We start from the raw sequence: 21771 nt of genomic DNA on the forward strand, positions 1-21771 counted from the left end.
TCGAGCATCATTCGGTGTGGCCCCCTCGTGAAAGGACCCCCCGTGACGAGCCTGCAGACCACGGTCCACGGACACTGCGATCCGGCGTTCAAGGCGGTGCGCGAAGCCCTGGAGGAATCCTTCGCCCGAGGTCATGAGCTGGGCGCGGCGGTGGCCGTGTACGCCGGGGACCGGCTGGTGGTCGATCTGTGGGGCGGTGTGGCCGACCGGCGCACCGGGCGGCCCTGGCTGCCGGACACCCCGTGCGTGGCGTTCTCGTGCACCAAGGCGGTGACCGCCACGGCCGCGCTGGCGCTGGCCGAGCGCGGGGCCTATGACCTGACCGGGCCGGTGGCCGAGTGGTGGCCGGAGTTCGGGGCGTGCGGCAAGGAGCAGGTGACGGCCGAGCAGTTGCTGTCGCACCAGGCGGGGCTGCCGGCGCTGGAGCGGGAGGTGAGCGCGGCGGAGGCCGCCGATCCGGCCGCCATGGCCGCCCTGCTGGCCGGTCAGGCCCCGGTGTGGACGCCCGGGCAGGCGCACGGCTACCACGCGCTGACCTTCGGGTGGCTGGCGGGTGAGATCGTCCGGCGGCTGTCGGGGCGCACGGTCGGGGAGTTCGTCCGCGCCGAGTTCGCCGGGGAGCTCGATCTGTGGATCGGGGCGCCGCCGGAGGTGATCGAGCGGGCCGCCCGGCTGTCGGCGCACCGGCCCGAAGGCGCCTCCGAATCCGCCGGCGGGCCCGCCGGCGAGGCGCGAAGCGGCGCGCTGGAGCGGCTCGCTCGGCTCACCCCCGAGCAGGCCGCCCTCATGGACCGGGCGCTCAACAACCCCCACCCCGGCAAGGGCGGCTACAACAATCCGGTCGTGCTGGCGGGCGGCTGGCCGGCGGCCGGGATGGTGACGACGGCGACCGCGCTGGCCGCCTTCTACCGGGACCTGGTCGCCGGGCGCATCCTGGCGCCCGGGACGCTGCGCGAGGCGATCCGGCGGCGGGTGAACGGGCCCGACCGGATCTTGGGCGTGGACACCTCGTTCGGGCTGGGGTACATGCGGCCCGCGATGGCCTTCGCCGCCCCGCCCGCGGCGGCGGAGACGGCGTTCGGGCACAGCGGCGCCAGCGGCTCCATCGGGCTGGGCGACATGGAGGCGGGGGTGTCCTTGGCCTATATCCCCAACCTGATGGGCAGTGCCCTGACGGCCGACACGCGCGCCTACCGTCTCGTCAAGGCCCTTTATTCCAGCCTGGGGTGAAACGCGCCCGGTAGCGTACCGGGCCGTGAAGGTGGAAACGCTGCATCCGTGGCCGGCGACGCCCGGGGAGGCCGAGGAGATCCAGCAGAAGCTGCGTCCGCTGCTGGACCTGGACTCGCCCGGGCCGGCCGCACCGCGCACGGTGGCCGGGCTGGATGTGGCCTACGAAAAGGGCACCGACCGGCTGGCGGCCGCCGTGGTGGTGCTGGATGCGGCGACGCTGCAGCCGCTGGAGGAGTCGGTCGTCATCGGCGCGGCGGCCTTCCCCTACGTGCCGGGGCTGTTCGCCTTCCGGGAGCTGCCGGCGCTGGTCGAGGCGCTGAAGAAGCTGACGGTGACGCCCGACCTGCTGGTGTGCGACGGCCACGGCCTGGCCCACCCGCGGCGTTTCGGGCTGGCCTGCCATCTGGGCGTGCTCACCGGGCTGCCGTCGCTGGGCGTGGCCAAGACCCACCTGCTGGGCTCGCACGAGCCGGTCGGCGAGCGCCGCGGGTCGAGCGCCGATCTGCGGCATGAGGGGCAGGTGGTGGGACGGGTGCTGCGCACGCAGGACGGCGTCCGTCCCGTCTATGTGTCGGTGGGGCACCGCATCGGCCTGGAGAACGCCTGCCGGCAGGTGCTGGCGCTCAGCCCTCGCTACCGGCTGCCGGAGACCACCCGGCGCGCCGACCGGCTCAGCCGCCGTGCCCTTGAGCAGCGGGGTTCCCGGTGATCGGGAGGAGCCTTGCCGGGCGACCAAGCGGTAGTTAGGTTTGCCGCGATGAACCGTCCGGCGCCGCCGCGGGCCCGTATCCGGCGGGCAATGCGGCCGCGGTCCCGGTGACCGGCACGCACAGCGGGAGGAACGCCTGATGGGGCTGCTCGACGGGAAGGTCGCGATCATCACCGGCGGCGCGCGGGGGATGGGCAAGGCGCACGTGCGGCGGTTCGTCGCCGAGGGCGCCCGCGTGGTGTTCGGTGACATCCTGGAGAAGGAGGGCGCCGAGCTGGCCGCCGAGCTGGGCGAGGCGGTGCGCTTCGTGCGCATGGACGTCACCTCCCCCGACGACTGGAAGAACGCCGTGGAGACCGCCGTGGGCACCTACGGGACGCTCAACGTGCTGGTCAACAACGCCGGGATCATCAAGCACAAGCGCATCGAGGACATGAGCCTGGAGGAGTGCCGGCGGATCCTGGAGGTCAACCTCATCGGCCAGTGGCTGGGCGTCAAGGCGGTCATCGAGCCGATGAAGGCGGCCGGGGGCGGCTCGATCGTCAACATCTCCTCCACCGAGGGCTTCATCGGCGCCGCCGGGCTGGCCGCCTACAGCGCCAGCAAGTTCGGCGTGCGGGGGCTGACCAAGGCCGCCGCCCGGGAGCTGGGCCAGTACGGCATCCGGGTCAACTCCGTCCACCCCGGCGGCATCCTCACCCCCATGGTCATGGACCCGGACGTGGTCGCCGCGACCGCCGACAGCGCCGAGTCCTTCATGAAGGCGCTGCCGCTGAACCGGATGGGCCGCTCCCGCGAGGTGTCGGGGGTGGTGGCGTTCCTGGCCTCCGACGACTCCTCCTACTGCACCGGCAGCGAGGTGCTGGTGGACGGCGGGATGCTCACCGGCGCGGGCTACTGAGCTCCCTCAGGGCTGCTGAGCTCCTTCAAGGGCGCGCGGCGCTCGTGCCAGCCCTCGACCGCCTCCAGCTGGGCGGCCAGGGAGATCAGCAGCGCCTCTTCGGAGTCGTGCGCCAGCAGCTGGGCGCCGATCGGCAGCCCCTCGGCGGTCATCCCGGCCGGCACGCTCATCGCCGGCCAGCCCAGCACGTTCCACGGCCAGGCGTACGGGCAGGCCGCCGCGGCGGCCGACTGGGTGCGGCGCCAGGTCGCCCCGTCGTAGGCGCCCACCCGCGGCGGCGGCAGCGCGGTCGTGGGGGTGAGCACCACGTCGGCCACCTGGAAGATCCTTCCCACCCGGCGGCGCAGCGCCGGGTCCATCCGGCGGGCCAGCGGCAGCAGCCGCCGTCCCAGCAGCCGGCCGATCCTGGCCTCGACCTCGGTGCGGGGCTCGGGGGAGGCGCCGGGCATCGACTCCAGCCAGTCGGCCACCCCGGCGGTGCCGCGCGGGATCAGCCCCAGCCCGACCAGCCCGTAGTCGGGGTCGGCGGGGAAGACCTTGTGCCCCAGGTCGGCAAGGCGGCGGGCGATGCGCTCCACCGCCGCCCGGATCTGCGGGTCGACCCGGCCGGGCACCCCGAAGGCGGTGCGGAAGGACACCGCGATCCGCAGCCGTCCCGGGTCGCGGCGGGCCGCCTCGGCGAACGGGACGACCGGGGGGGCCAGCCGGTGGGCGTCCTCGGGGTGGCTGCCGGTCAGCACATCCAGCAGCAGCGCCGCGTCCGCCACGCTGCGCGCCAGCGGCCCCCACACCGTCAGCCCGTGGAAGGGGTCGCGGTGCGGGAAGCCGGAGACCCGGCCGCGCTGCGGCTTGATGCCGACCAGGCCGGTCCAGGCCGCCGGGATGCGGATCGAGCCGGCGCCGTCGGAGCCCACCGCGGCGGCCACCATGCCCGCGGCGACGGCCGCCGCCGAGCCCCCGCTGGAGCCGCCGGGGCTGTAGGCGGGGTTCCAGGGGTTGCGCGCGGCGCCGAAGCCGGGCGACTCGCTGAACGGCCACAGCCCGATCTCACAGGTGGTGGTCTTGCCCACGATGATCGCCCCGGCCGCCCGCAGCCGGCGGACGTGCTCGGCGTCGGCGGCCTTGGGACGGTGATCGCCGGGCACCGCAAAGGGGGTGGTCTCGCCGGCCAGGTCGGTGTCGTCCTTGATCGCCACCGGCACCCCCAGCAGCGGCAGCCGCTCCCCGGCGCGCAGCCGCCGGTCGGCCTCGGCGGCCTCGGCCAGCGCGGCCTCGGCCCGCACCACCCGGAAGGCGCCCAGCGACCGCAGGCGGTCGATCCGCTCCAGTGAGTGCGCCACCAGCTCCCCGGCCGACAGCTCACCCAGCGCCAGCAGTTCGGCCTGCGCGGCCAGCCCGAGCCCGTCCAACACACCGCCTCCTCTATCGTTCGTTCGAACGAACGATAACCGGCCGGCAATGGGCGGGCAAAGACCCTTTTTTCCTGCGGGACACTGGGACCACGATGAACACCACTCCAGTAGCGGCGCGTGACCGGATCCTGCGCGCCACCCTGCGTCTCATCGGCGAGCAGGGCATCGGCGCGGTCACCAACCGTGCGGTCGCCAAGGCCGCCGGGGTCTCGCTGGGCTCGCTCACCTACCACTTCCCCAGCCAGGCCGACCTGCTGCGGGAGAGCCTGCGCGCCTTCGTCGAAGACGACATCGCCCGCATCGCCGGTCACGTCGAGCGGCTGCGCGCCACCGGCATCAGCCTCGACCAGGTCGCCGAAGAGGTCGAAAAGGCCATCGTCGAGTTCGCCTACGGCCCCGAGCAGATCGCCAACCTGGAACTGCACCTGCACGCGGCCCGCGACCCGGAGGTGGCCGACGCCTCGGCCCGCTCGATCGCCGCCTACGACCGGCTGGCCGCCGCGGTGCTGACCGCGCTGGGCATTCCCGACGCCGAACGGCACGCTCCCGCCGTGGTCGCCATGCTCTTCGGGCTGGCCGTCCGCCGCCTGGCCACCGGGGACGACAGCGCCTCGGGCACCGCCGACGCCTTCCGGCTGCTGCTGCACGGCGCGCTCCCCCGCGAACGGTGATCTGCCGCCTGCAACGCCTTTCCTCATAACGGCTTTCCGTGAAATGACGATCGGCCCGTGCGGCCCAAGAGCGGGGTTTGGGCCGTACGAGCCGATCGCCTAGCCTCAGTCAGGAACCTGAGTCGGGAACCTCAGTCGACGTTCGCTTTCTCCAGCCGGTGTACCTCCGTGGTCTCGCCTTTCCGACACCCCCAACGCTAGGAAGCACGCCCCCGCCGAAGAAGGTTCTTAACGCTCGCTTAAGTCATCCCTGAGGCACGCTTACGGCAGTTTGCCCATCGGGTTTTTTGGACGAGCCGTTTAAAAACGTCCACACCTGCGGAAACGCCGGAGTGGGAGGAACACCGCCCGGTCGTCCCGGCGAAAGGGCGCACCGGCCCGAAAGAGCCGTTCAGCCGGACAGGGCGGCGACGACCGCCTCGGCGACGCCGGTGGAGGAGGCCGGGTTCTGCCCGGTGATCAGACGGCCGTCCACCACCACGTTGGCCTGGTAGGCGGGCTTGCCGTGGTGGCGCGCCCCGAGCTTCTCCAAGGCGTCGCTCAGCAGGAAGGGGACCACGTCGGTCAGCCCCTGGTCGGCCTCCTCCTCGTTGGTGAAGGACGTCAGGTCCCTGCCCTCCACCAGGGGACGGCCATCCGAGAGGGTGATGGGCAGCAGCCCCGCCGGGCCGTGGCAGACCGCCGCCACCACGCCGCCCGCCTCGTAGATGCGGCGGGCGGCCGCCGCCAGCGCGGCGTCCTGCGGGAAGTCCCACATGGTGCCGTGGCCGCCGACGTAGAAGATCGCGGCATAGCCGGAGGGGTCGACCTGGTCGGAGCGCGGCGTGGCGGCCAGCGCCCGGGCGATCTGCGGGTCCTCCAGGAACTCCCGCTGGACCGGGTCGCCGGGGTCCTGGCCGTACATCGGCGGCCTGCCGCCGCGCGGGGAGACCAGGTCGACCCGGTAGCCGGCGTCGCGGAAGACCTTCCAGGGCTCGGCGGCCTCCGGCAGGAAGAAGCCGGTGGCGCGGCCGGTGTCGCCGAGCCGGCCGTGACTGGTCAGGGCGAACAGGATCGCGCTGTCGCGGGACATGAGGCCACTCCTGGATCTGTCGCTTACGACGTCGTGCCTGCGGCCTTGACGTTAAGCGTTCAAGCCATTGGTGAACCAATAGCCTTTTCACTGACTGCCATAAGTTTTTCGATGGAGCGGCGAATGGACCTGTCCCTGTTGCGCACGTTCCTGGAGGTGTACCGGGCCGGATCGCTGACCGGTGCGGCACCGCACCTGGGGCTGTCGCAGCCCGCCGTCACCGCCCAGATCCGGACGCTGGAGGAACGGCTGGGCCGGCAGCTGTTCCAGCGGACGGCGCGCGGCGTCGTGCCGACGGCGGTCGCCGACGAGCTGGCCCGCCAGGTGGCGCCCCACGTGGACGCGCTGGTCGCGATCACCGAACGCCGGATCGGCCCCGGCGACCCCTTCGCCAGGCCGGTGCACCTGGGCGGGCCCGCCGAGTTCACCGCCGTGCGGGTGCTGCCGGCGCTGGCCGAGCCGGTGCGGCGCGGCCTGCGGCTGCGCGTCGGCGTGGGGCTGGCCGAGGAGCTGCTGTCGGGGCTGGCGGCGGGCCGGTTCGACCTGGTCGTCTCCGCGATCCGGCCGCGCGGCCGGGCGATCACCGCCGTCCCGCTGACCGACGAGGAGTTCGTCCTGGTGGCCGCCGCCTGCTGGGCCGAGCGGATCGACCGCGAGCACCTGGCCCGCGAGCCGGCCGCCGCGCTGCGCGGCGTCCCGCTGATCTCCTACGCCGAGGACCTGCCGATCATCCGCCGCTACTGGCGCACGGTGTTCGGCGGGCGGCCCTCCGGCCAGGCCGCCGTGGTCGTCCCGGACCTGCGCGGGGTCCTGGCCGCCGCGGCGGCCGGCGCCGGCGTCACCGTGCTCCCCCGCTACCTGTGCGAACAGCAGCTGGCCTCGGGCGAGCTGGTCGCCCTGCTCCAGCCGGAGGTCCCGCCGATCAACACGCTCTTCCTGGCGGCCCGCACCGGCACCGCCGACCTGCCGCACATCGCGGCGGTGCGCGACCACCTGCTGGCCCAGGCCCGCTCCTGGTGATCCCCGGGCCTTTTCCGGACGTGCGTTCAGGCGCGGGCGCGGGAGCGGGTGCGGCGGCGGGAGCGGCGCGAGCGGCGGGCCGGGGGGCGCTCGCCGGTGCGCAGCCACAGCTGGACCTGGGCGCCGCCCAGCACGGAACGGTGGATGCGCAGGTGGCCGCCGGTGGACTCGGCGGCACGGCGGGCGATGTCCAGCCCGAGCCCGGTGGAGCCGCGGCCGCTGCGTCCGCGTTCCAGGGCGGCCTGCGGGTCGGCGATGCCCGGCCCGGCGTCGGCGACCAGGATGCCGGTGACGCCCTCGCCGACGTGCAAGGTGACGGCGAAGTCGGTGCCTTCTGGGGTGTGCCGGAAGATGTTGCCCAGCAGGGCGTCCACGGCGGCCTCCAGCTCGGCGGCCGGCAGCGGCACCGGGGCCGGGCGGTCGGCGCCGATCAGCTCGCAGTTGCGTCCCTCGTCCTCGGCCAGGGCCGACCAGAAGGCGATGCGGTCGCGCAGCACCTGGGCGGCGTCGCAGCTGCCCCGCCCGGCCGGGTTGCGCACCGCGCGGATGATCATGTCGATCTCGCGTTCCAGCCGGTCGACGGCCTCCCGGGTCTGGTCGCCCAGGGCCCCCGGCGGCAGGGACTCTGCGTTCAGGCGCAGCGCGGCCAGCGGGGTGCGCAGCCGGTGGGACAGGTCGGCGGCCATCTCGCGCTCGGCGGCCAGCAGCTTGGCCACCCGGTCGGCCATGGCGTTGAAGGCGCGCCCGGCGTTGACCAGCTCGGGGGGCCCGTCGGAGTCCTCGATGCGCACGCTCAGGTCCCCCTCGCCGAGCGCGGCGGCGGCGTCCGACAGGCGCTGGGTGGCGCGCACCACCCGGGTGCCCATCCGGTCGGCGGCCACCACCGACCCGGCGACCAGCACCACGCCCACCCCGGCCATCGCCAGCCACGCCTTCCACACGCCCCGGGTGAGCTCGCCGCCGGGCAGGAAGACCTCGACCACGGCCATCTGCCCCTCGGCGAGCGCGACCGGCTGCAGCACCGCGTGCCCGCCGGGGACCTCCACGGTGGACACCGTCTCCCGCCGGGACGCCTCCAGGACCTGGGCCGGTTCGGTCCGGTGGGTGCCGAACACGGCGCCGTCGGGCAGGTGCACCGCCATCCGGCCGGCGGGGCCGGCCACGGTGGCCGACATGGCGCGCTCGATGTCGGGGGGCCTGGTCGACAGCGCCAGCGCCGGTCCCATGGAGGCGGCGTCCCGTTCGGCGGCGCCGAGCGCCCGGTCCCGGGTCATCTCCCGGACGGCGAACGCCAGCGGGATCAAGAAGGCCAGGGCCACCATGGAGGTGACGGCCAGCGCGACGAGCCCGAGCGCGCGTCTCATGGCGAGTCCGTCGCGGTCTCCGGCTCGGGGGCGGCCAGGCGGACCCCGACCCCGCGCACGGTGTGCAGGTAGCGGGGGGAGGCGGCGGTCTCACCCAGTTTGCGGCGCAGCCACGACAGGTGCACGTCGATGGTCTGGTCGTCCCCGTAGGCCTGGTGCCACACCTCCGCCAGCAGCTCGCGGCGCGAGACCACCCGGCCGGGCCGGGCCGCCAGGTAGGCCAGCAGGTCGAACTCGCGGCGGGTCAGCTCCAGCGGGCGGCCGTCCAAGGACGCCTCGCGGCGGTCCACATCGATCTGCAGGCCGCCGACCACCAGCCGCATCGTCGGCCCGGCCCGGCCGGCCCGGCGCAGCAGCGCCAGCAGCCGGGCGTTGAGATGCTCGGCGGTGAAGGGCTTGACCAGGTAGTCGTCGGCTCCGGCGTTCAGCAGCCGGACGATCTCAGTCTCGGCGTCGCGGGCGGTGGCGATGATGACCGGCACGTCGGAGACGCCGCGCAGCATCTTCAGCGCCTCGGCGCCGTCCAGGTCCGGCAGTCCCAGATCCAGCACCACCAGGTCCGGCGGGTTGCGCGCGACCTCCCGGAGCATGTCCATCGCGGTGCCGGCGCTCCGCACGGTGTGGGACCGGGCGTCCAGTTCCCGTATCAGTGCGGCCCGGAGGTTGGGATCGTCCTCCACTACGAGCACAGTCGCCATGCCCCGCACCGTAGACCACTATGTGCGCTTCTGCCTGTCTCCTAACGATTGTTCCCGGTGCCGTGCACAGAGTGAAGAAAAATTTTCAGTTTCTCTCGGACGCCCCCGTCCCCTGCGGAAGCTGGAACAGCGGGCGCACGAACATCGCGGTGGCCTCGACGGTCACCTTGCCGCCCGGGGCGAGCACGTGCGCCTCGGCGAAGGTCTTGCGGCCCTCGGTGCGGGTCACGCGGGCCTCGACGGTCAGCGGGACGCCATAGGGGGTGGGCCGGCGGTAGCACATGTCCAGCGTGGCGGTCAGCCCCGGCACGCCGCCGGAGGCCGCCGCCAGGCCGAGCATCTGGTCGAGGACGAGCGCGGTGACGCCGCCGTGCACGAACCCGGGCGGCCCTTCGTAGACGGTGTTGAGGGTGAACTCGCCGCGGACCACGCCGCCTTCGCACACGGTGACCGTCACCGGCGGGGCGATGGGGTTGATCCGGCCCGTCACCGGGCTGGCCAGCTGCCGGACCATGCCGTTGGTGCCCTCGGCGGCCATCGGCGGGTACTGGTCGCGGGCGGCGTTCAGCCGGGCGGTCAGCGCGGCGACCTGCTCGGCGACGGCGGCGATCTCGGCGGAGTCCACCTCGGTCAGCACCACGGCCTCGGTCAGCTCCCGGACCCGGGCGGCCAGCTCGGCCAGCTGCGCGGCCCGCTCCTCGCCGATCCACCGGCGGTCTTCGAGCCTTCCGATGGTCCTGCCGCCGGCCGCCTCGACCTCCGTCATGCGCCCTCCCGCACCCCTCAAAAAAACTGAACGGGATTCTAGAAGGTGCTTTGACTTAGCGGACATCCGGGGCGCACCGCTCTCGCGTCCCGCAAAAGGGAAGGCCGTGGGAATCGGCCCGGCTCAGGTGCCGGACGGCGATTGACCCTGCGCGCGGAGCCGCCGCGCCGCCGGGATGCGGTGCGACCGGCCGGGGCCTAGGACCGCAGGCGGGCGACCGCGCGGACCGGCGCCCCATCGCCCGTCAGCCGCACCGGGAACAGGAACACCTCGGCCTCCGCCGGGGCCTGGACCAGCCGGTCGAGCCCGGTGAGGTTCTCGGCGATCACCCCGCCCGGCTCCAGCAGCGCCCGGTGGGCCGCCAGAGAGAAGTCCTGCTCCCCCCGAGCCGGAGTGCGGTCCACGCTGAGCGCGTCGATGCCGACCGTCCGCACCCCGGCCGCCGCGATCCGCACGCAGGTCTCGGCCGCCAGGTAGGGATGCGCCAGATAATCGGGAGTGCCCCAGTGCCGCGACCAGCCGGTGACGACCAGCAGCACGACGCCCGGCCGCAGCCCCTCCGGAAGATGCTCCGGCCCGATGGGAGTGCGCGGCGGCAGGCCGCGGACGTCCATCGGCACGGCCCGCCCGGCGAACCGGTCCAGCGGCAGCTCATCCAGCCGGGGCCAGGAGTCGTCCACGTGGCAGGGCGCGTCCACATGCGTTCCGGCATGAGAGCCCAGGTGCACCCGCGCCACGTTGACCCCCGCCTCCGCGACGGTGAGCGCGGGCGCCACCTCCACCTCGGGGTCCCCCGGATACACCGGCATCCCGGTGACCACCGGCACCGATAGATCGACCCATGTCATGAGCCCGTAGGGTAAGTGCCGTGTTGCCCCTAGTCACAGCGACCCGGTACGTGACGCCGCTGCGCGAGGGAGGCTCGCTGCCCGGCATCGTGGAGGCCGACGACCTCGGCACCTATGTGATGAAGTTCGTCGGCGCCGGGCAGGGCCGCAAGGCGCTGGTCGCCGAGATCATCGCCGGGGAGCTGGCCCGCCGCCTCGGCTTCCGGGTGCCCGACATGGTGATCATGGACCTGGACCCGGCGATCGCCCGGCACGAGCCCGACCCCGACGTCCAGGACCTGCTCAAGGCCAGCACCGGCTGGAACCTGGGGGTGGACTTCCTGCCCGGCTCGCTCGGCTACGACCCCCTCGGCTGGACGGCCGACCCCGAGCAGGCCTCCCGGCTGCTGTGGCTGGACGCCTTCATCGGCAACGTGGACCGCAGCTGGCGCAACCCCAACCTGCTGGTCTGGCACGGCCGGATATGGCTGATCGACCACGGCGCCAGCCTGTACTTCCACCACGCCTGGGCCAAGGCCGCCGAATTGGTCCGCCGGCCCTACGACATCGACGATCATGTCATGGTGTCGTACGCGACCCACCTGGCCGAGGCCGAGGCCGAGCTGCTGCCGCAGGTGACCGAGGAGCTGCTGCGCGAGATCACCGCGCTGGTGCCCGACCTGTGGCTGAGCGGGGAGCCGGGCTTCGCCGACGCCGCGGCCGTCCGTGACGCCTATGTGGCGACGCTGCTGGCCCGCGCCGCCGACCCCCGCGCCTGGCTGCCCGACCCGTCGGCCGCCGGCCCGGACCGTCCCGCCCCCGCCCCGCGCCGCACCGCCGGGCGGCCGAGCTGGCTGGGCGGCCCGGTCACATGAACGCGTTCGAGTACGCCGTGCTGCGGGTGGTGCCCCGCCCCGAGCGCGGCGAGGCCATGAACGTGGGCGTGGTGCTGCACTGCCGCGCCGCGGACTTCCTGGGCTGTCGCATCCACCTGGACGAGCGGCGCCTGCACGCCCTGGACCCGGCGCTCGACCTGCAGGGGGTGCGCGCGGCGCTGCACGCCGTGCGCTGCGTCTGCCACGGCGGCCGGGAGGCCGGGCCGGCGGGGAAGCAGTCCCCCGGCAGCCGGTTCCGCTGGCTGACCGCCCCCCGCAGCACCGTCGTCCAGCCGGGCCCGGTCCACGCCGGCCTCACCGACGACCCGGAGGCGGAACTGGACCGCCTGCTGGACCTGCTGGTGCGCGTGGCCCCCGGCACGGCGCAGGGCGCCTAAAGAGACACGGACACCGCCTAGAACAGCACCGACATGAAGGTGTCGATCTCGGTGAAGCCGACCCGGCGGTAGGCGGCGCGGGCGCGGGCGTTGAAGTCGTTGACATACAGCGACACGACCGGGGCGATGGTGCGCAGCGACTCGTCCACCAGCGCCGCCATGCCGCTCACCGACAGGCCCCGCCCGCGCAGGTCCGGAGGCACCCACACGCCCTGCACCTGGCAGGCGTAAGGGGTGGCGGCGCCGATCTCGGCCTTGAACATCACCCGGCCGTTCTCGATGCGGGCGAACGCGCGCCCGGCGCGGATCAGCTCGGCCACCCGGGCCCGGTACAGCGCACCGCCGTCCCCCACGTTCGGGGAGATGCCCACCTCTTCAGTGAACATCGACACGCACGCCGGGTAGATGATGTCGAACTCATCCATCCGGACCCGCCGCACGTGGGGATCGGGCGGCACCGGGGAGGGCCGGGAGGTGGCCATCACCGGCTGGACGGCCCGGATCGCCCGCGGCCGCCCCCAGTAGGGGGCCAGCAGGTCCCACAGCTCTCGCACCGCATCGGCCTGCCCCACGATGGACGAGCAGCGCCGTCCTTCGTTGCGGGCGCGTTCGGCGAAGGCCCGCACCGCCTCAGAGTCGGCGGCGATCGGGATGAGGTTGGCCCCCGAGTAGCACAGCGAGGTCAGCTCCCCGTCCCGGATGTACCCCCACATCTGGGCGCCGAGCCGGTCGGGGTTCAGCCCTGCCGCGCGCACCCGGGAACTGACGAACACGTTGGAGACAGGGTCGGAGTCAAGGATCGCCAGGACGGTGTCCCTGTGCCGGTCGTCCAGGACCCGGACCGGCATCGATCCCAGCATCCGCATGGCTTACCCGCCACGAACCAGCTTCGGCACCACGATTCAAGATTATGACGTCCTTGCCGAGGTCGCCGAGGGGGGTGCCGCGGTCCGCGCCCGGGAGGCCGCGGAGTCCGGTGCCGGCGGCGGAGGCGCCGGGCAGGTCAGGTCCACCCCCCGGCGGCCGGGCGGCAGGGCTCCGCTGCGCAGGTAGGCCACGACCGCCTGGTTGATGCACCGGTCGCCGCCCAGCGACAGCCCGTGGTTGCCCCCGCCGCGCTGGACGACCAGCCGGGAGGAGGGAAGCAGCCGGTGAGTCTCCAGCGCCCCCGGGTAGGGGGTGGCGGCGTCCTCGGTGGCGTGCACCAGCAGGATCGGGGGCACCCCGCGGACCCTGCCCACGCGGGGCGGCGGGCCGCCGGGCGCCCGCCAATAGGCGCAAGGGGCGTTGTACCAGATGTTGTTCCAGGTCTCGAAGCGGTTGCCGGCCCGGTACTGGCGCTTGGCGTCCCGGCGCCAGATCGACCAGTCGCGCGGCCAGGCGGCGTCCCGGCACTCGGTCGCCAGGTACATCGTGTAGGTGTTGTCGGAGTCCCGGTCGGGCGCCTTCCACAGCGCGCGCAGCGCCCCGGGGTTCCCACGGACGGCGTAGTCCGACAGCGCCCTGGCGTAGGTGCCCCACTGCAGGTCGGAGTAGCCGGTGGTCAGGAAGATCTCGTCCAGCTCGGCGGGGCCGATCCGGCCGCCGATGGGCTTGGCGGTGACCTTCCTGCGGACGGCGTAGTAGGCCCGCTCGACCTCCCGGGCGGTGCCGCCGAGCCGGTAGATCCCGTCGTGGCGGGCGACCCAGCCGAAGAACGCCCGGATGCGCTTTTCGAACGCCACGTTCTGGGCGAGGTTGTTGGCGTACCAGACGCCGCTGGGCCGCACCACGCTGTCGAGGACCATGCGGCGCACCCGCCCGGGGTACGCCGTGGCGTAGGCGGCGCCCAGGTAGGTGCCGTAGGAGTAGCCGAAGTAGCTGATCTTCTTGTGGCCGAGGGCGACCCGGATGGCCTCCAGGTCCTCCACCCAGTTCCGCGTCCCCATGTACGGGAGCAGGTCGCGGTACTTGCGGGCGCACGCGTCGGCGAACCTCTTGGCCCGCTTCCGCAGCTCCCGCTCGGCGGCCCTGCTGCGGGGGACGGTGTCGGGCCGGGCCCGGCCCCGGTGCAGCGGCCAGGTGTCGCACACCAGTGCGGGCCGGGACGCGCCCACTCCGCGGGGGTCGAACCCGATCCAGTCGTAGGAGGCGGCGACGTCCTTCGGCAGCGCCCTGGTGAACAGGGCGGGCAGGTCACGGCCGGCCGCGCCGGGGCCGCCGCGGTTGAGCAGCACCGCGCCCCGGAACCTGGCGGCGGTGTGGCGGGCCCGGGTGAGCGCCAGGGTGATCCGCCGCCCGTTCGGCCTGGTGTGGTCGAGCGGCACCGACAGCCTCGCGCACTCCAGCCCTTTGAGCGCGTCCCCCAGGTGCGGGTCGTGGGCGGGGCAGGGCCGCCAGGCGATGGACGGGGCGTGCGCCTGCGCCGCGGCGGGCACGGCGAGCAGGGCGCCGCCCAGCGCGGCGCCGGCCAGCAGCCCGGCGGCCTTCCTCGATGGCGGGTTCGTCAGCACCCCGCTGTTGTATCCGCCCAGGTCGCGCGGGTGGGGGAAGTGCGTGTCTCCGCGATTCACCCCGAAAGCGGCCCGAAAGCGGCGCGGCAGGGCGCAAAGGGCCGAACGGTCAGGAGACGATGACCTCGGCGGCGCCGTCCTCGGCGTCGGGGTCGACCTTCACGCCCCGCTCCTCGGCGATGCGCATGGCCTCCTCGATCAGCGTCTCGACGATCTGCGACTCCGGCACGGTCTTGATGACCTCGCCCTTGACGAAGATCTGGCCCTTGCCGTTGCCGGAGGCCACTCCCAGGTCGGCCTCGCGGGCCTCGCCGGGGCCGTTGACCACGCAGCCCATCACCGCCACCCGCAGCGGCACCGGGAAGCCCTTCAGCCCGGCCTCCACCTCCTGGGCCAGGGTGTAGACGTCCACCTGGGCGCGGCCGCAGGCCGGGCAGGAGACGATCTCCAGCCCGCGCTCGCGCAGCCCCAGCGCCTCCAGGATGGCGATGCCGACCTTGACCTCCTCCACCGGCGGCGCCGACAGCGACACCCGGATGGTGTCGCCGATGCCCTCGGCCAGCAGCGCCCCGAAGGCGGTGGCCGACTTGATGGTGCCCTGGAAGGCCGGGCCGGCCTCGGTGACGCCCAGGTGCAGCGGGTAGTCGCAGCGCTCGGCCAGCATCCGGTAGGCCTGGATCATCACCACCGGGTCGTGGTGCTTGACGGAGATCTTGATGTCGCGGAAGCCGTGCTCTTCGAACAGCGAGCACTCCCACAGCGCCGACTCCACCAGCGCCTCGGCGGTGGGCCGGCCGTACTTGGCCAGCAGCCGCTTGTCCAGCGATCCGGCGTTGACGCCGATGCGGATCGGCACCCCGGCCTCGGAGGCCGCCTTGGCGATCTCCCCGACCTTGTCGTCGAACTTCTTGATGTTGCCGGGGTTGACCCGCACCGCCGCGCACCCGGCGTCGATCGCCGCGAACACGTACTTGGGCTGGAAGTGGATGTCGGCGATCACCGGGATGGGCGCCTTGGCCGCGATCTTGGGCAGCGCGTCGGCGTCGTCCTGGGAGGGCACCGCCACCCGCACGATCTGGCAGCCCGCCGCGGTCAACTCGGCGATCTGCTGCAGCGTGGCGTTGACGTCGGCGGTGGGCGTGGTGGTCATCGACTGCACCGACACCGGGGCGTCCCCGCCCACCGGCACCGATCCCACCATGACCTGCCGCGACTTGCGGCGGGTCGCCAGCGCGGGAGTCTGGGCACGGACTGCGGGCATACCGAGTTGAACGCTCATCGCTCTCTTCTCAAGCTGCAAGTGGGTGCGGATGGTGTTCCGGTCGCGTCCCAGCCTATGCGTCCGGCCCATATGACCGTGGTAAGACGTCCGCAATGCGCCCCTTGCGCCGCCGGCCGGCCGGGGGCGCAAGGGGCTCATGGGGAGAGCCGCAGCGGGTTGAGCAGGTCCGCCACGATCAGCAGGACGCCCAGTCCCACCAGCAGCACCACCGCCAGGTAGGTCACCGGCAGCAGCCGGGTGATGTCCACCGGGCCGGGGTCGCTGCGGCCGCGGGCGCGGGCGATGCGGGCCCGCAGCCGCTCGTAGCCGAGCACCGCCAGGTGCCCGCCGTCCAGCGGCAGCAGCGGCAGGACGTTGAGCGCGCCCAGGAAGACGTTGATCGAGGCGACCAGGGCCAGGTAGGGGCCCGCGGCGTCCCGCCAGGAGCCGCCGGAGGCGAAGATCTCCCCGGAGATCTGGCCGGCGCCGACCACGCTGCCGATCTGGCCGCCTGCGCTCTGGCCCCGCTGCGGGGAGAACAGCTCCGGCAGCGCGGCGGGCAGGGCGGCCAGCGCCCTGCCCATCTGCGCGACGGTCACCGCGATGCCCTTGAGCGCGAAGACGACCGCCTCGCCGGGGCCGAGCCGGTCGTAGCGGACGCCGACGACGCGGGCCGTCACGCCCAGGAACGGCTCGCCGTCCACCTCGGCCAGACGCACCTGGAAGGCGCGGCGGGTCCCGTCCCGCTCGGCCACCACCGGGACGGCCCGCCCGGCGGGCGCCGCCCGGATCGCCGCGCGCAGCTCCTGCCAGCCGCCGACCGGCCGCCCGGCGAAGGAGACGATGCGGTCGCCGGACCGCAGCCCGGCCGCCCGTGCCGGGGACGGCGGACGGCCGGGGGCGCACCGGCCGCCCAGGCGTTCGGGGACGCAGGCACTGACCCGCTCGACGACGGTGGTGGCGGTGCCCGCCTGGCGCACCCCCACCACCGTGGCCAACGCCACCAGCAGCACGAACGCCAGCAGCAGATTGGCCGCCACGCCCGCGACGATCACCACCGCGCGGCGACGGGCGGGCTGGAGGTAGAAAGCGCGGGGCCGGTCGGCCTCATCGAGCTTTTCCAGCGTGGTGTAGCCGACGATGCGCACGAACCCGCCGAGCAGGATCGCCTTGACCCCGTACTCGGTCTCCCCGTGCCGCCGCGACCACAGCGTGGGGCCGAAGCCGACGAAGAACTGGGTGGCCTTCATCCCGAACCGCTTGGCGGCGACCAGGTGCCCGGCCTCGTGCAGCGTCACCGACAGCACCAGCGCGGCGACGAACGCCACGACGCCGAGCAGATAGGCCATCGCGTGCGCCTTCGTCCGCCGCGGGCCGCCCGCCATGGAATCCCGGACGTCCCGGGTCACGGCACCGTTTGCGGGCCAGTTCTGGGCGAGACGTACCCGTACCCGCCGCAGAGACGACATGCCGGCGGCGGGCCCGGCGATCCCCGAGCGTGCTTTTGGGCTCCCGGCGGGGCCGGGCGGTCAGGTCAGTTCCCGGGCGCGCGCCCTGGCCCAGGCGTCGGCGGCGAGCACGTCGTCGAGAGTGAGGTCCGCGGAGGTCACCTGGTGCTCCTCGACCACCCGTGCGACGGTGTCCACGATCCCGGTGAACGGCAGCCGGCCGGCGCGGAACGCCTCCACGCACTCTTCGTTGGCGGCGTTGTAGACGGCCGGCGCGGTGCCGCCCAGCTCGCCCACGTGCCGGGCCAGCGCCACGGCCGGGAACGCCTCATCGTCCAGCGGCTGCAGCTCCCAGGTGTGGGCCTTGGTCCAGTCGACGGCGGGCGCGGCGTCGGCCAGGCGGTCCGGCCAGGTCAGCGACAAGGCGATCGGCAGCCGCATGTCCGGCGGGCTGGCCTGGGCGATGGTGGAGCCGTCGATGAACTCCACCATGGAGTGGATCACCGACTGCGGGTGCACCATCACCGTGATCTTCTCGAACGGCACGTCGAACAGCAGGTGCGCCTCGATGACCTCCAGGCCCTTGTTGACCAGCGTGGCGGAGTTGATGGTGATGACCGGCCCCATGTCCCAGGTGGGGTGGGCCAGCGCCTGCTCGGGGGTGACGTCGGCCAGTTCGGCGCGGCTGCGGCCGCGGAACGGCCCGCCGCTGGCGGTCAGCACCATCCGGCGCACCCGGGCGGTGGCGGAGGCGTCGCCGTAGGTCCACCCCGGCAGGCACTGGGCCAGTGCCGAGTGCTCGGAGTCGACCGGGACGATCTGCCCGGGCGCGGCCCGCCGCTTGACCAGCGGACCGCCGACGATCAGCGACTCCTTGTTGGCCAGCGCCAGCGTCCGTCCGGCCTCCAGGGCCGCCAGCGTGGACGACAGGCCCAGCGCCCCGGTCACCCCGTTGAGCACCAGGTCGCACGGCCAGGCCGCCACCTCGGCGACGGCTTCCGGTCCGGCCACGATCTTGGGGATCGGGTAGTCGCCGGAGCTGTAGCCGCGTTTTTGCGCCTCGGCGTAGAAGGCCAGCTGCAGGTCCTGGGCGGCCGAGGCGCGCGCCACCGCCACCACCTCCGGGCGGAACTCCAGGGCCTGGGCGGCCAGCAGGTCCACCCGTCCGCCGCCGGCGGCCAGGCCGGTCACCCGGAACCGGTCGGGGTTGCGGCGGATCACATCCAGGGCCTGGGTGCCGATCGAGCCGGTGGAGCCCAGCAGCACGACGTCGCGCCGGTCGCGGCCGCTGGAACAGCCGGGCGCGTTCTGTGAGGAGGCAGCCATCATGCTGCCATTGTCCCGTCCGTCCCGATGCGCCCCGTACGGCTTGCCGCGTTTTTGGGCTTGGCCCTCGGCCTGCCCGGGAAGCACTCCTCCAATCACAGAAAGCGTTCATGTGGATTCTTTCTGTGAATTCCGTCCTGCCACGGCGTGGCCGGTCCCGCTCCGGCCGAGGAAGGCGGCGCGTCCATGAGGCGAAGGTTCCGGATGCCGCTGGTCGTCGGCGGCCTGCTGGTCTTGACGGCCCCGGCGGCCCTGCTTCCGGCCTGGGCGCAAGGGTCCGGCCCGGTGGCCGTTCCCCCGCCCGGCGCCAAGGTCCAGGCGCTGACGGCCGCGGACCAGCGGGCGGTGGCGCGGTACTGGACCCCCGAGCGGATGCGGCGGGCGGTGCCGATCAGCCTTCTGGTCGGACGGCCGGCGAGGTCGCCCGACCGGCCGCCCCCGGCGGCAGGCCGGCTGGACTTCCCGCACACCGGCGGCCTGTGGACCGGCGGCGGCGCGGTCGCCCGCACCACGGGACGGGTGTTCTTCACCTTCCGGGGCGTGGACGCCTACTGCTCGGGCTCGGCGGTCGCCGGCGCCAACCGCAACACCGTCATCACCGCCGGGCACTGCGTGAAGTCCCAGGGGACCTGGCACACCAACTGGGTGTTCGTGCCCGGCTACCGCGACGGCGAGCAGCCGTATGGGGTGTGGACGGCCCGGCGTACCTTCGCCACCGCGCAGTGGTCGGTGCTGGAGGACTTCGGCCACGACATCGGCGCCGCCGTGGTCAACGCCCTTGACGGACGGCGTCTGGTCGACGTGGTCGGCGGCCAGGGCATCGCCTTCCATCAGCCGCGCGAGCAGAACATGTACGCCTTCGGGTATCCCGTCCAGCAGCCCTATACCGGGCAGTGGCTGGCCTACTGCAGCGGCCGGACCTTCGAGGTCTCCCCCATCTCCCAGGCGATGGGCATGCCCTGCAACCTGACCAGGGGTGCCAGCGGGGGCCCGTGGCTGCTGCACTTCGATGAGTCTTCCGGCACAGGGGTCATCACCTCGGTGAACAGCCTCGGCCTTGAGGCGTCCGGGTCCCGGTACGTGTTCGGCCCGTACTTCGGGGAGTCCGCGCGGCTTTTGTACGAACGGGCCCAGCACTCTTAGTTCGGCGGGGTCTTCCACAGAGCGGATGCCGTTCGTTGCCGGGACGGCGTGCCATACCGCGGGTCCGGAACCCGACCTTTCAGGCATGACCCAATGGTCACTTTTTCGTAACACCCGGCTAACAAGACGGTCGTACGTTCGGCTCTGTGAAGCAGATCAGCGTGCGCGTCGACATCGCCCCGGCGACCCCCGAGGACCCGGCCGTGATCGCGCTGTGCACCGAGCAGCAGGCCGAGATCGAGGCCCGCTACCCCGGCGCCGACGAGGCCCCCAAGGGCATCGATCCGCGCGTGGAGTTCCTGCTGGCCCGCATCGGTTCCGAGCCGGTGGGCTGCGGCGGGCTCAAGCCGCTGGAGCCGGGCATGGCCGAGGTCACCCGGATGTATGTGCGTCCCGCTCACCGCGGGCAGGGCATCTCCCGCATGCTGCTGCAGGCCCTGGAGGAGATGGCGCTGGCCAAGGGGTGGCGCACCCTCCGCCTGGAGACCGGCGACCTGCAGCCGGAATCGATCGGCCTCTACCAGTCCAGCGGCTACCGCCGCATCCCCGCCTTCGGGCCGTATGTGGGAAACGTCCTCAGCCTCTGCTTCGAAAAGCACCTCACCGACTGAGCCTCTTTCCGCACCTGCTCTCAGGTGCGGCTGAGACGGGAGCCTCAGCGGCGCACGGTGCCGTGTCATCGCAGCCCACGGCACCGGGTCTCACTCAGGCCCCTGATCTCCGCGGGCCGGGACGGGCGGGACGCGGCACCGGGCATCATCCAGGCACCCGCCCCGGCCGCCCGAGGCCAGGTGCCGCACAGGTGCGCCAATGCTCCGGCCCGCGGGCCCAGATGAGGGGGGCGGTCAGAACCGGGCGGCGGTGGTGTCGCCCGGCCGGCCCGAGCTCAGCGCGTCCCCCAGGCGCTTGATCCGCAGCGACGCGGCGATGAGGGCGATCCCGTAGACGATCGCGAACAGCCCGATCAGCCACACCACCGCCAGCGCCCCGCTGACCGGCCAGACGAACAGCAGCAGACCGAACAGCACCGAGACGGCACCGCCGATCACATACCACCACTCGCCCCTCAGCTCCTTGCGCAGCGTCACGGCCGCCACGATCTCCAGCACCCCGGTCACCACCGCCCACGCCGCGATCAGCATCAGCAGCACCAGCGCGGTGACGCCGGGCCAGATGAAGGCCAGCAGACCGGCCAGGACGCCGACCGCGCCGGTCACCGCCAGCCACAGCCGCGACTGCCCGGCCCTGGCGCGGAACGCCGCCGCCAGCGCGAAGGCCCCGTCCACCAGGGCGTAGGCGCCGAACAGCAGCACCAGCGCCCATACCGTGATGGCCGGCCAGATCCAGGCCATCAGGCCGAAAAGGATCGCCACCGCTCCACGCACCGCGAACGTCCACCAGTTGCGCGCCCATTGTTCGATCATCGGCCTCTCCTTTCCCGGCCGCATGCGGCCTCGTCTCGGCCGCATGCGGAAAATCTCTGACCGAATCTTCGGAGGGCCAACACCATGAGGTCGTCAAGGATCGACAATCCCAGCAATCACGTGAGCCCCGTGCGATTACCGGCGCCCGCGACGCCACCGGCATGCCGGGCCCGCCACGGCACCACCTGCCAAGATCCCAGATCACCGCGGCGGAACCGGCTGCCGAGACCACCTGTTCCGCAAAGCGGTGCACCTCGAAAAAGGTCGTTCCGTCTCCTCGCGCAGGCCGTCACACAGCCCCCGAAATTGCCCGCAACTCCGCATGGTAATGATGTTTTTACAGCTCCTTGGAGGCGGTATAACGGCGGGTACACCTCCGGCCGCTTATAAAGGAATCACGTTGCCCGGTCCGCCCGGGAGAGGGGGTGAGCGATGAGCCGCACGAGGGAACTCGTGTTCGACCCCGAGGCGCTGAGCGCGGTGCAGTGCGAAGGCGACGCCTGCGTCGTCTGCCACAAGAGGTGGCCGCGCCCGCGCGTCCGCGTCGGCCGCCTCCCAGACGGCTCAGGGGTGTTCGCGTGTGACGAGTGCGCGCTCGCCCTGCCGCCTCTCCACTGGGCGGGCACCGGGGCAGGGGCCGGTCGGTCGCTGAACGGATCGGCCCGGGACACAGCGCCATACCGCTGAGGGCTTCACCAGGAGGGTGTTCTGGGTTTTCGGGGGGTTGCCCA

The 21771-nt window shown here is 73.2% G+C and carries 21 protein-coding genes; 9 read left to right on the forward strand and 12 right to left on the reverse strand.

Annotation, left to right across the window (positions count from 1 at the left end):
• The first annotated feature begins 42 nt into the window (after positions 1 to 42).
• From TCUR_RS16520 to TCUR_RS16530, 3 genes are all read left to right on the forward strand, one after another.
• Positions 43 to 1230, forward strand: coding sequence for a serine hydrolase domain-containing protein (locus TCUR_RS16520; protein ID WP_012853677.1), 1188 nt, complete (start codon positions 43 to 45; stop codon positions 1228 to 1230).
• 25 nt (positions 1231 to 1255) lie between these two features.
• On the forward strand, positions 1256 to 1942 hold the full coding sequence (gene nfi, locus TCUR_RS16525; protein ID WP_012853678.1) for a deoxyribonuclease V: 687 nt from the start codon (positions 1256 to 1258) through the stop codon (positions 1940 to 1942).
• A 139-nt stretch (positions 1943 to 2081) separates the two neighbouring features.
• Entirely contained in the window at positions 2082 to 2843 is a 762-nt protein-coding gene (locus TCUR_RS16530; protein WP_012853679.1) for a glucose 1-dehydrogenase, read from the forward strand.
• On the opposite strand, the gene TCUR_RS16535 is transcribed toward TCUR_RS16530, so the two are convergent.
• Positions 2837 to 4255 (reverse strand): amidase, encoded by a 1419-nt coding sequence (locus tag TCUR_RS16535; protein WP_012853680.1) that lies wholly within the window; start codon positions 4253 to 4255, stop codon positions 2837 to 2839. The two genes, TCUR_RS16530 and TCUR_RS16535, sit on opposite strands and share 7 nt — an antisense overlap.
• Before the next feature lie 92 nt (positions 4256 to 4347).
• Here TCUR_RS16535 and TCUR_RS16540 point away from each other — a divergent pair, with 92 nt between their 5' ends.
• Entirely contained in the window at positions 4348 to 4926 is a 579-nt protein-coding gene (locus tag TCUR_RS16540; RefSeq protein WP_012853681.1) for a TetR/AcrR family transcriptional regulator, read from the forward strand.
• A 391-nt stretch (positions 4927 to 5317) separates the two neighbouring features.
• Here TCUR_RS16540 and TCUR_RS16545 read toward each other — a convergent pair whose 3' ends face one another.
• Positions 5318 to 5998: a type 1 glutamine amidotransferase domain-containing protein gene (locus TCUR_RS16545; RefSeq protein WP_012853682.1), complete on the reverse strand. Its 681-nt coding sequence runs from the start codon at positions 5996 to 5998 to the stop codon at positions 5318 to 5320.
• Positions 5999 to 6121: 123 nt separating this feature from the next.
• Between TCUR_RS16545 and TCUR_RS16550 the strand changes: the two genes are divergently transcribed.
• The gene (locus TCUR_RS16550) at positions 6122 to 7018 is read left to right on the forward strand and encodes a LysR family transcriptional regulator (protein WP_012853683.1); all 897 of its coding nucleotides are present in this window, start codon (positions 6122 to 6124) and stop codon (positions 7016 to 7018) included.
• A 26-nt stretch (positions 7019 to 7044) separates the two neighbouring features.
• Here TCUR_RS16550 and TCUR_RS16555 read toward each other — a convergent pair whose 3' ends face one another.
• The 4 genes from TCUR_RS16555 to TCUR_RS16570 all read right to left on the reverse strand — a co-directional run bounded on the left by TCUR_RS16555 (position 7045) and on the right by TCUR_RS16570 (position 10694).
• Entirely contained in the window at positions 7045 to 8382 is a 1338-nt protein-coding gene (locus TCUR_RS16555) for a HAMP domain-containing sensor histidine kinase (RefSeq protein ID WP_012853684.1), read from the reverse strand.
• A complete protein-coding gene (locus TCUR_RS16560) occupies positions 8379 to 9080 on the reverse strand; it encodes a response regulator transcription factor (RefSeq protein WP_012853685.1) in 702 nt (233 codons plus the stop codon). The genes TCUR_RS16555 and TCUR_RS16560 overlap by 4 nt, the downstream gene beginning before the upstream one ends.
• Before the next feature lie 85 nt (positions 9081 to 9165).
• Positions 9166 to 9846: a PaaI family thioesterase gene (locus tag TCUR_RS16565; protein ID WP_012853686.1), complete on the reverse strand. Its 681-nt coding sequence runs from the start codon at positions 9844 to 9846 to the stop codon at positions 9166 to 9168.
• Positions 9847 to 10043: 197 nt separating this feature from the next.
• On the reverse strand, positions 10044 to 10694 hold the full coding sequence (locus TCUR_RS16570) for a cyclase family protein (RefSeq protein WP_012853687.1): 651 nt from the start codon (positions 10692 to 10694) through the stop codon (positions 10044 to 10046).
• Between the two features lie 20 nt (positions 10695 to 10714).
• Here TCUR_RS16570 and TCUR_RS16575 point away from each other — a divergent pair, with 20 nt between their 5' ends.
• Together TCUR_RS16575 and TCUR_RS16580 are read left to right on the forward strand one after the other, a co-directional pair.
• Positions 10715 to 11548 (forward strand): HipA family kinase, encoded by an 834-nt coding sequence (locus TCUR_RS16575; RefSeq protein ID WP_012853688.1) that lies wholly within the window; start codon positions 10715 to 10717, stop codon positions 11546 to 11548.
• Complete coding sequence (locus TCUR_RS16580; RefSeq protein WP_012853689.1) at positions 11545 to 11946, forward strand: DUF3037 domain-containing protein; 402 nt, start codon at positions 11545 to 11547, stop codon at positions 11944 to 11946. Before TCUR_RS16575 ends, TCUR_RS16580 begins: the two co-directional genes overlap by 4 nt.
• 17 nt (positions 11947 to 11963) lie before the next feature.
• Here the strand turns inward: TCUR_RS16580 and TCUR_RS16585 are convergent, their stop codons facing one another.
• The 5 genes from TCUR_RS16585 to dxr all read right to left on the reverse strand — a co-directional run bounded on the left by TCUR_RS16585 (position 11964) and on the right by dxr (position 18476).
• Positions 11964 to 12806, reverse strand: a complete 843-nt coding sequence (locus TCUR_RS16585; RefSeq protein ID WP_041442087.1) for a GNAT family N-acetyltransferase — start codon at positions 12804 to 12806, stop codon at positions 11964 to 11966.
• A 48-nt stretch (positions 12807 to 12854) separates the two neighbouring features.
• Positions 12855 to 14498, reverse strand: coding sequence for an alpha/beta hydrolase (locus TCUR_RS16590; RefSeq protein WP_012853691.1), 1644 nt, complete (start codon positions 14496 to 14498; stop codon positions 12855 to 12857).
• Positions 14499 to 14547: 49 nt separating this feature from the next.
• Positions 14548 to 15717 (reverse strand): flavodoxin-dependent (E)-4-hydroxy-3-methylbut-2-enyl-diphosphate synthase, encoded by a 1170-nt coding sequence (ispG, locus tag TCUR_RS16595; RefSeq protein ID WP_012853692.1) that lies wholly within the window; start codon positions 15715 to 15717, stop codon positions 14548 to 14550.
• A gap of 137 nt (positions 15718 to 15854) precedes the next feature.
• Positions 15855 to 17048 (reverse strand): M50 family metallopeptidase, encoded by a 1194-nt coding sequence (locus tag TCUR_RS16600; RefSeq protein WP_012853693.1) that lies wholly within the window; start codon positions 17046 to 17048, stop codon positions 15855 to 15857.
• A 180-nt stretch (positions 17049 to 17228) separates the two neighbouring features.
• On the reverse strand, positions 17229 to 18476 hold the full coding sequence (gene dxr / locus TCUR_RS16605; RefSeq protein WP_012853694.1) for a 1-deoxy-D-xylulose-5-phosphate reductoisomerase: 1248 nt from the start codon (positions 18474 to 18476) through the stop codon (positions 17229 to 17231).
• Between the two features lie 183 nt (positions 18477 to 18659).
• Here dxr and TCUR_RS16610 point away from each other — a divergent pair, with 183 nt between their 5' ends.
• Both TCUR_RS16610 and TCUR_RS16615 read left to right on the forward strand, forming a co-directional pair.
• Complete coding sequence (locus tag TCUR_RS16610; RefSeq protein WP_012853695.1) at positions 18660 to 19616, forward strand: trypsin-like serine peptidase; 957 nt, start codon at positions 18660 to 18662, stop codon at positions 19614 to 19616.
• A 146-nt stretch (positions 19617 to 19762) separates the two neighbouring features.
• A complete protein-coding gene (locus TCUR_RS16615) occupies positions 19763 to 20227 on the forward strand; it encodes a GNAT family N-acetyltransferase (RefSeq protein ID WP_245536882.1) in 465 nt (154 codons plus the stop codon).
• Between the two features lie 234 nt (positions 20228 to 20461).
• On the opposite strand, the gene TCUR_RS16620 is transcribed toward TCUR_RS16615, so the two are convergent.
• Positions 20462 to 21040, reverse strand: coding sequence for an HdeD family acid-resistance protein (locus TCUR_RS16620; protein WP_012853697.1), 579 nt, complete (start codon positions 21038 to 21040; stop codon positions 20462 to 20464).
• Between the last annotated feature and the right edge of the window lie 731 nt (positions 21041 to 21771).

This window comes from Thermomonospora curvata DSM 43183 (assembly GCF_000024385.1).
GTDB classification, from domain to species: domain Bacteria; phylum Actinomycetota; class Actinomycetes; order Streptosporangiales; family Streptosporangiaceae; genus Thermomonospora; species Thermomonospora curvata.

Bases quoted from the DNA above. Each gene is read 5' to 3' on its own strand.
- TCUR_RS16545 (WP_012853682.1), bottom strand. From the start codon at position 5,998: ATGTCCCGCGACAGCGCGATCCTGTTCGCCCTGACCAGTCACGGCCGG.
- TCUR_RS16530 (WP_012853679.1), top strand. From the start codon at position 2,082: ATGGGGCTGCTCGACGGGAAGGTCGCGATCATCACCGGCGGCGCGCGG.
- TCUR_RS16580 (WP_012853689.1), top strand. From the start codon at position 11,545: ATGAACGCGTTCGAGTACGCCGTGCTGCGGGTGGTGCCCCGCCCCGAG.
- TCUR_RS16555 (WP_012853684.1), bottom strand. From the start codon at position 8,382: ATGAGACGCGCGCTCGGGCTCGTCGCGCTGGCCGTCACCTCCATGGTG.
- dxr (WP_012853694.1), bottom strand. From the start codon at position 18,476: ATGATGGCTGCCTCCTCACAGAACGCGCCCGGCTGTTCCAGCGGCCGC.
- TCUR_RS16550 (WP_012853683.1), top strand. From the start codon at position 6,122: ATGGACCTGTCCCTGTTGCGCACGTTCCTGGAGGTGTACCGGGCCGGA.
- TCUR_RS16585 (WP_041442087.1), bottom strand. From the start codon at position 12,806: ATGCTGGGATCGATGCCGGTCCGGGTCCTGGACGACCGGCACAGGGAC.
- TCUR_RS16610 (WP_012853695.1), top strand. From the start codon at position 18,660: ATGAGGCGAAGGTTCCGGATGCCGCTGGTCGTCGGCGGCCTGCTGGTC.
- ispG (WP_012853692.1), bottom strand. From the start codon at position 15,717: ATGAGCGTTCAACTCGGTATGCCCGCAGTCCGTGCCCAGACTCCCGCG.
- TCUR_RS16620 (WP_012853697.1), bottom strand. From the start codon at position 21,040: ATGATCGAACAATGGGCGCGCAACTGGTGGACGTTCGCGGTGCGTGGA.
- TCUR_RS16565 (WP_012853686.1), bottom strand. From the start codon at position 9,846: ATGACGGAGGTCGAGGCGGCCGGCGGCAGGACCATCGGAAGGCTCGAA.
- TCUR_RS16540 (WP_012853681.1), top strand. From the start codon at position 4,348: ATGAACACCACTCCAGTAGCGGCGCGTGACCGGATCCTGCGCGCCACC.
- TCUR_RS16560 (WP_012853685.1), bottom strand. From the start codon at position 9,080: ATGGCGACTGTGCTCGTAGTGGAGGACGATCCCAACCTCCGGGCCGCA.
- TCUR_RS16570 (WP_012853687.1), bottom strand. From the start codon at position 10,694: ATGACATGGGTCGATCTATCGGTGCCGGTGGTCACCGGGATGCCGGTG.
- TCUR_RS16600 (WP_012853693.1), bottom strand. From the start codon at position 17,048: ATGGCCTATCTGCTCGGCGTCGTGGCGTTCGTCGCCGCGCTGGTGCTG.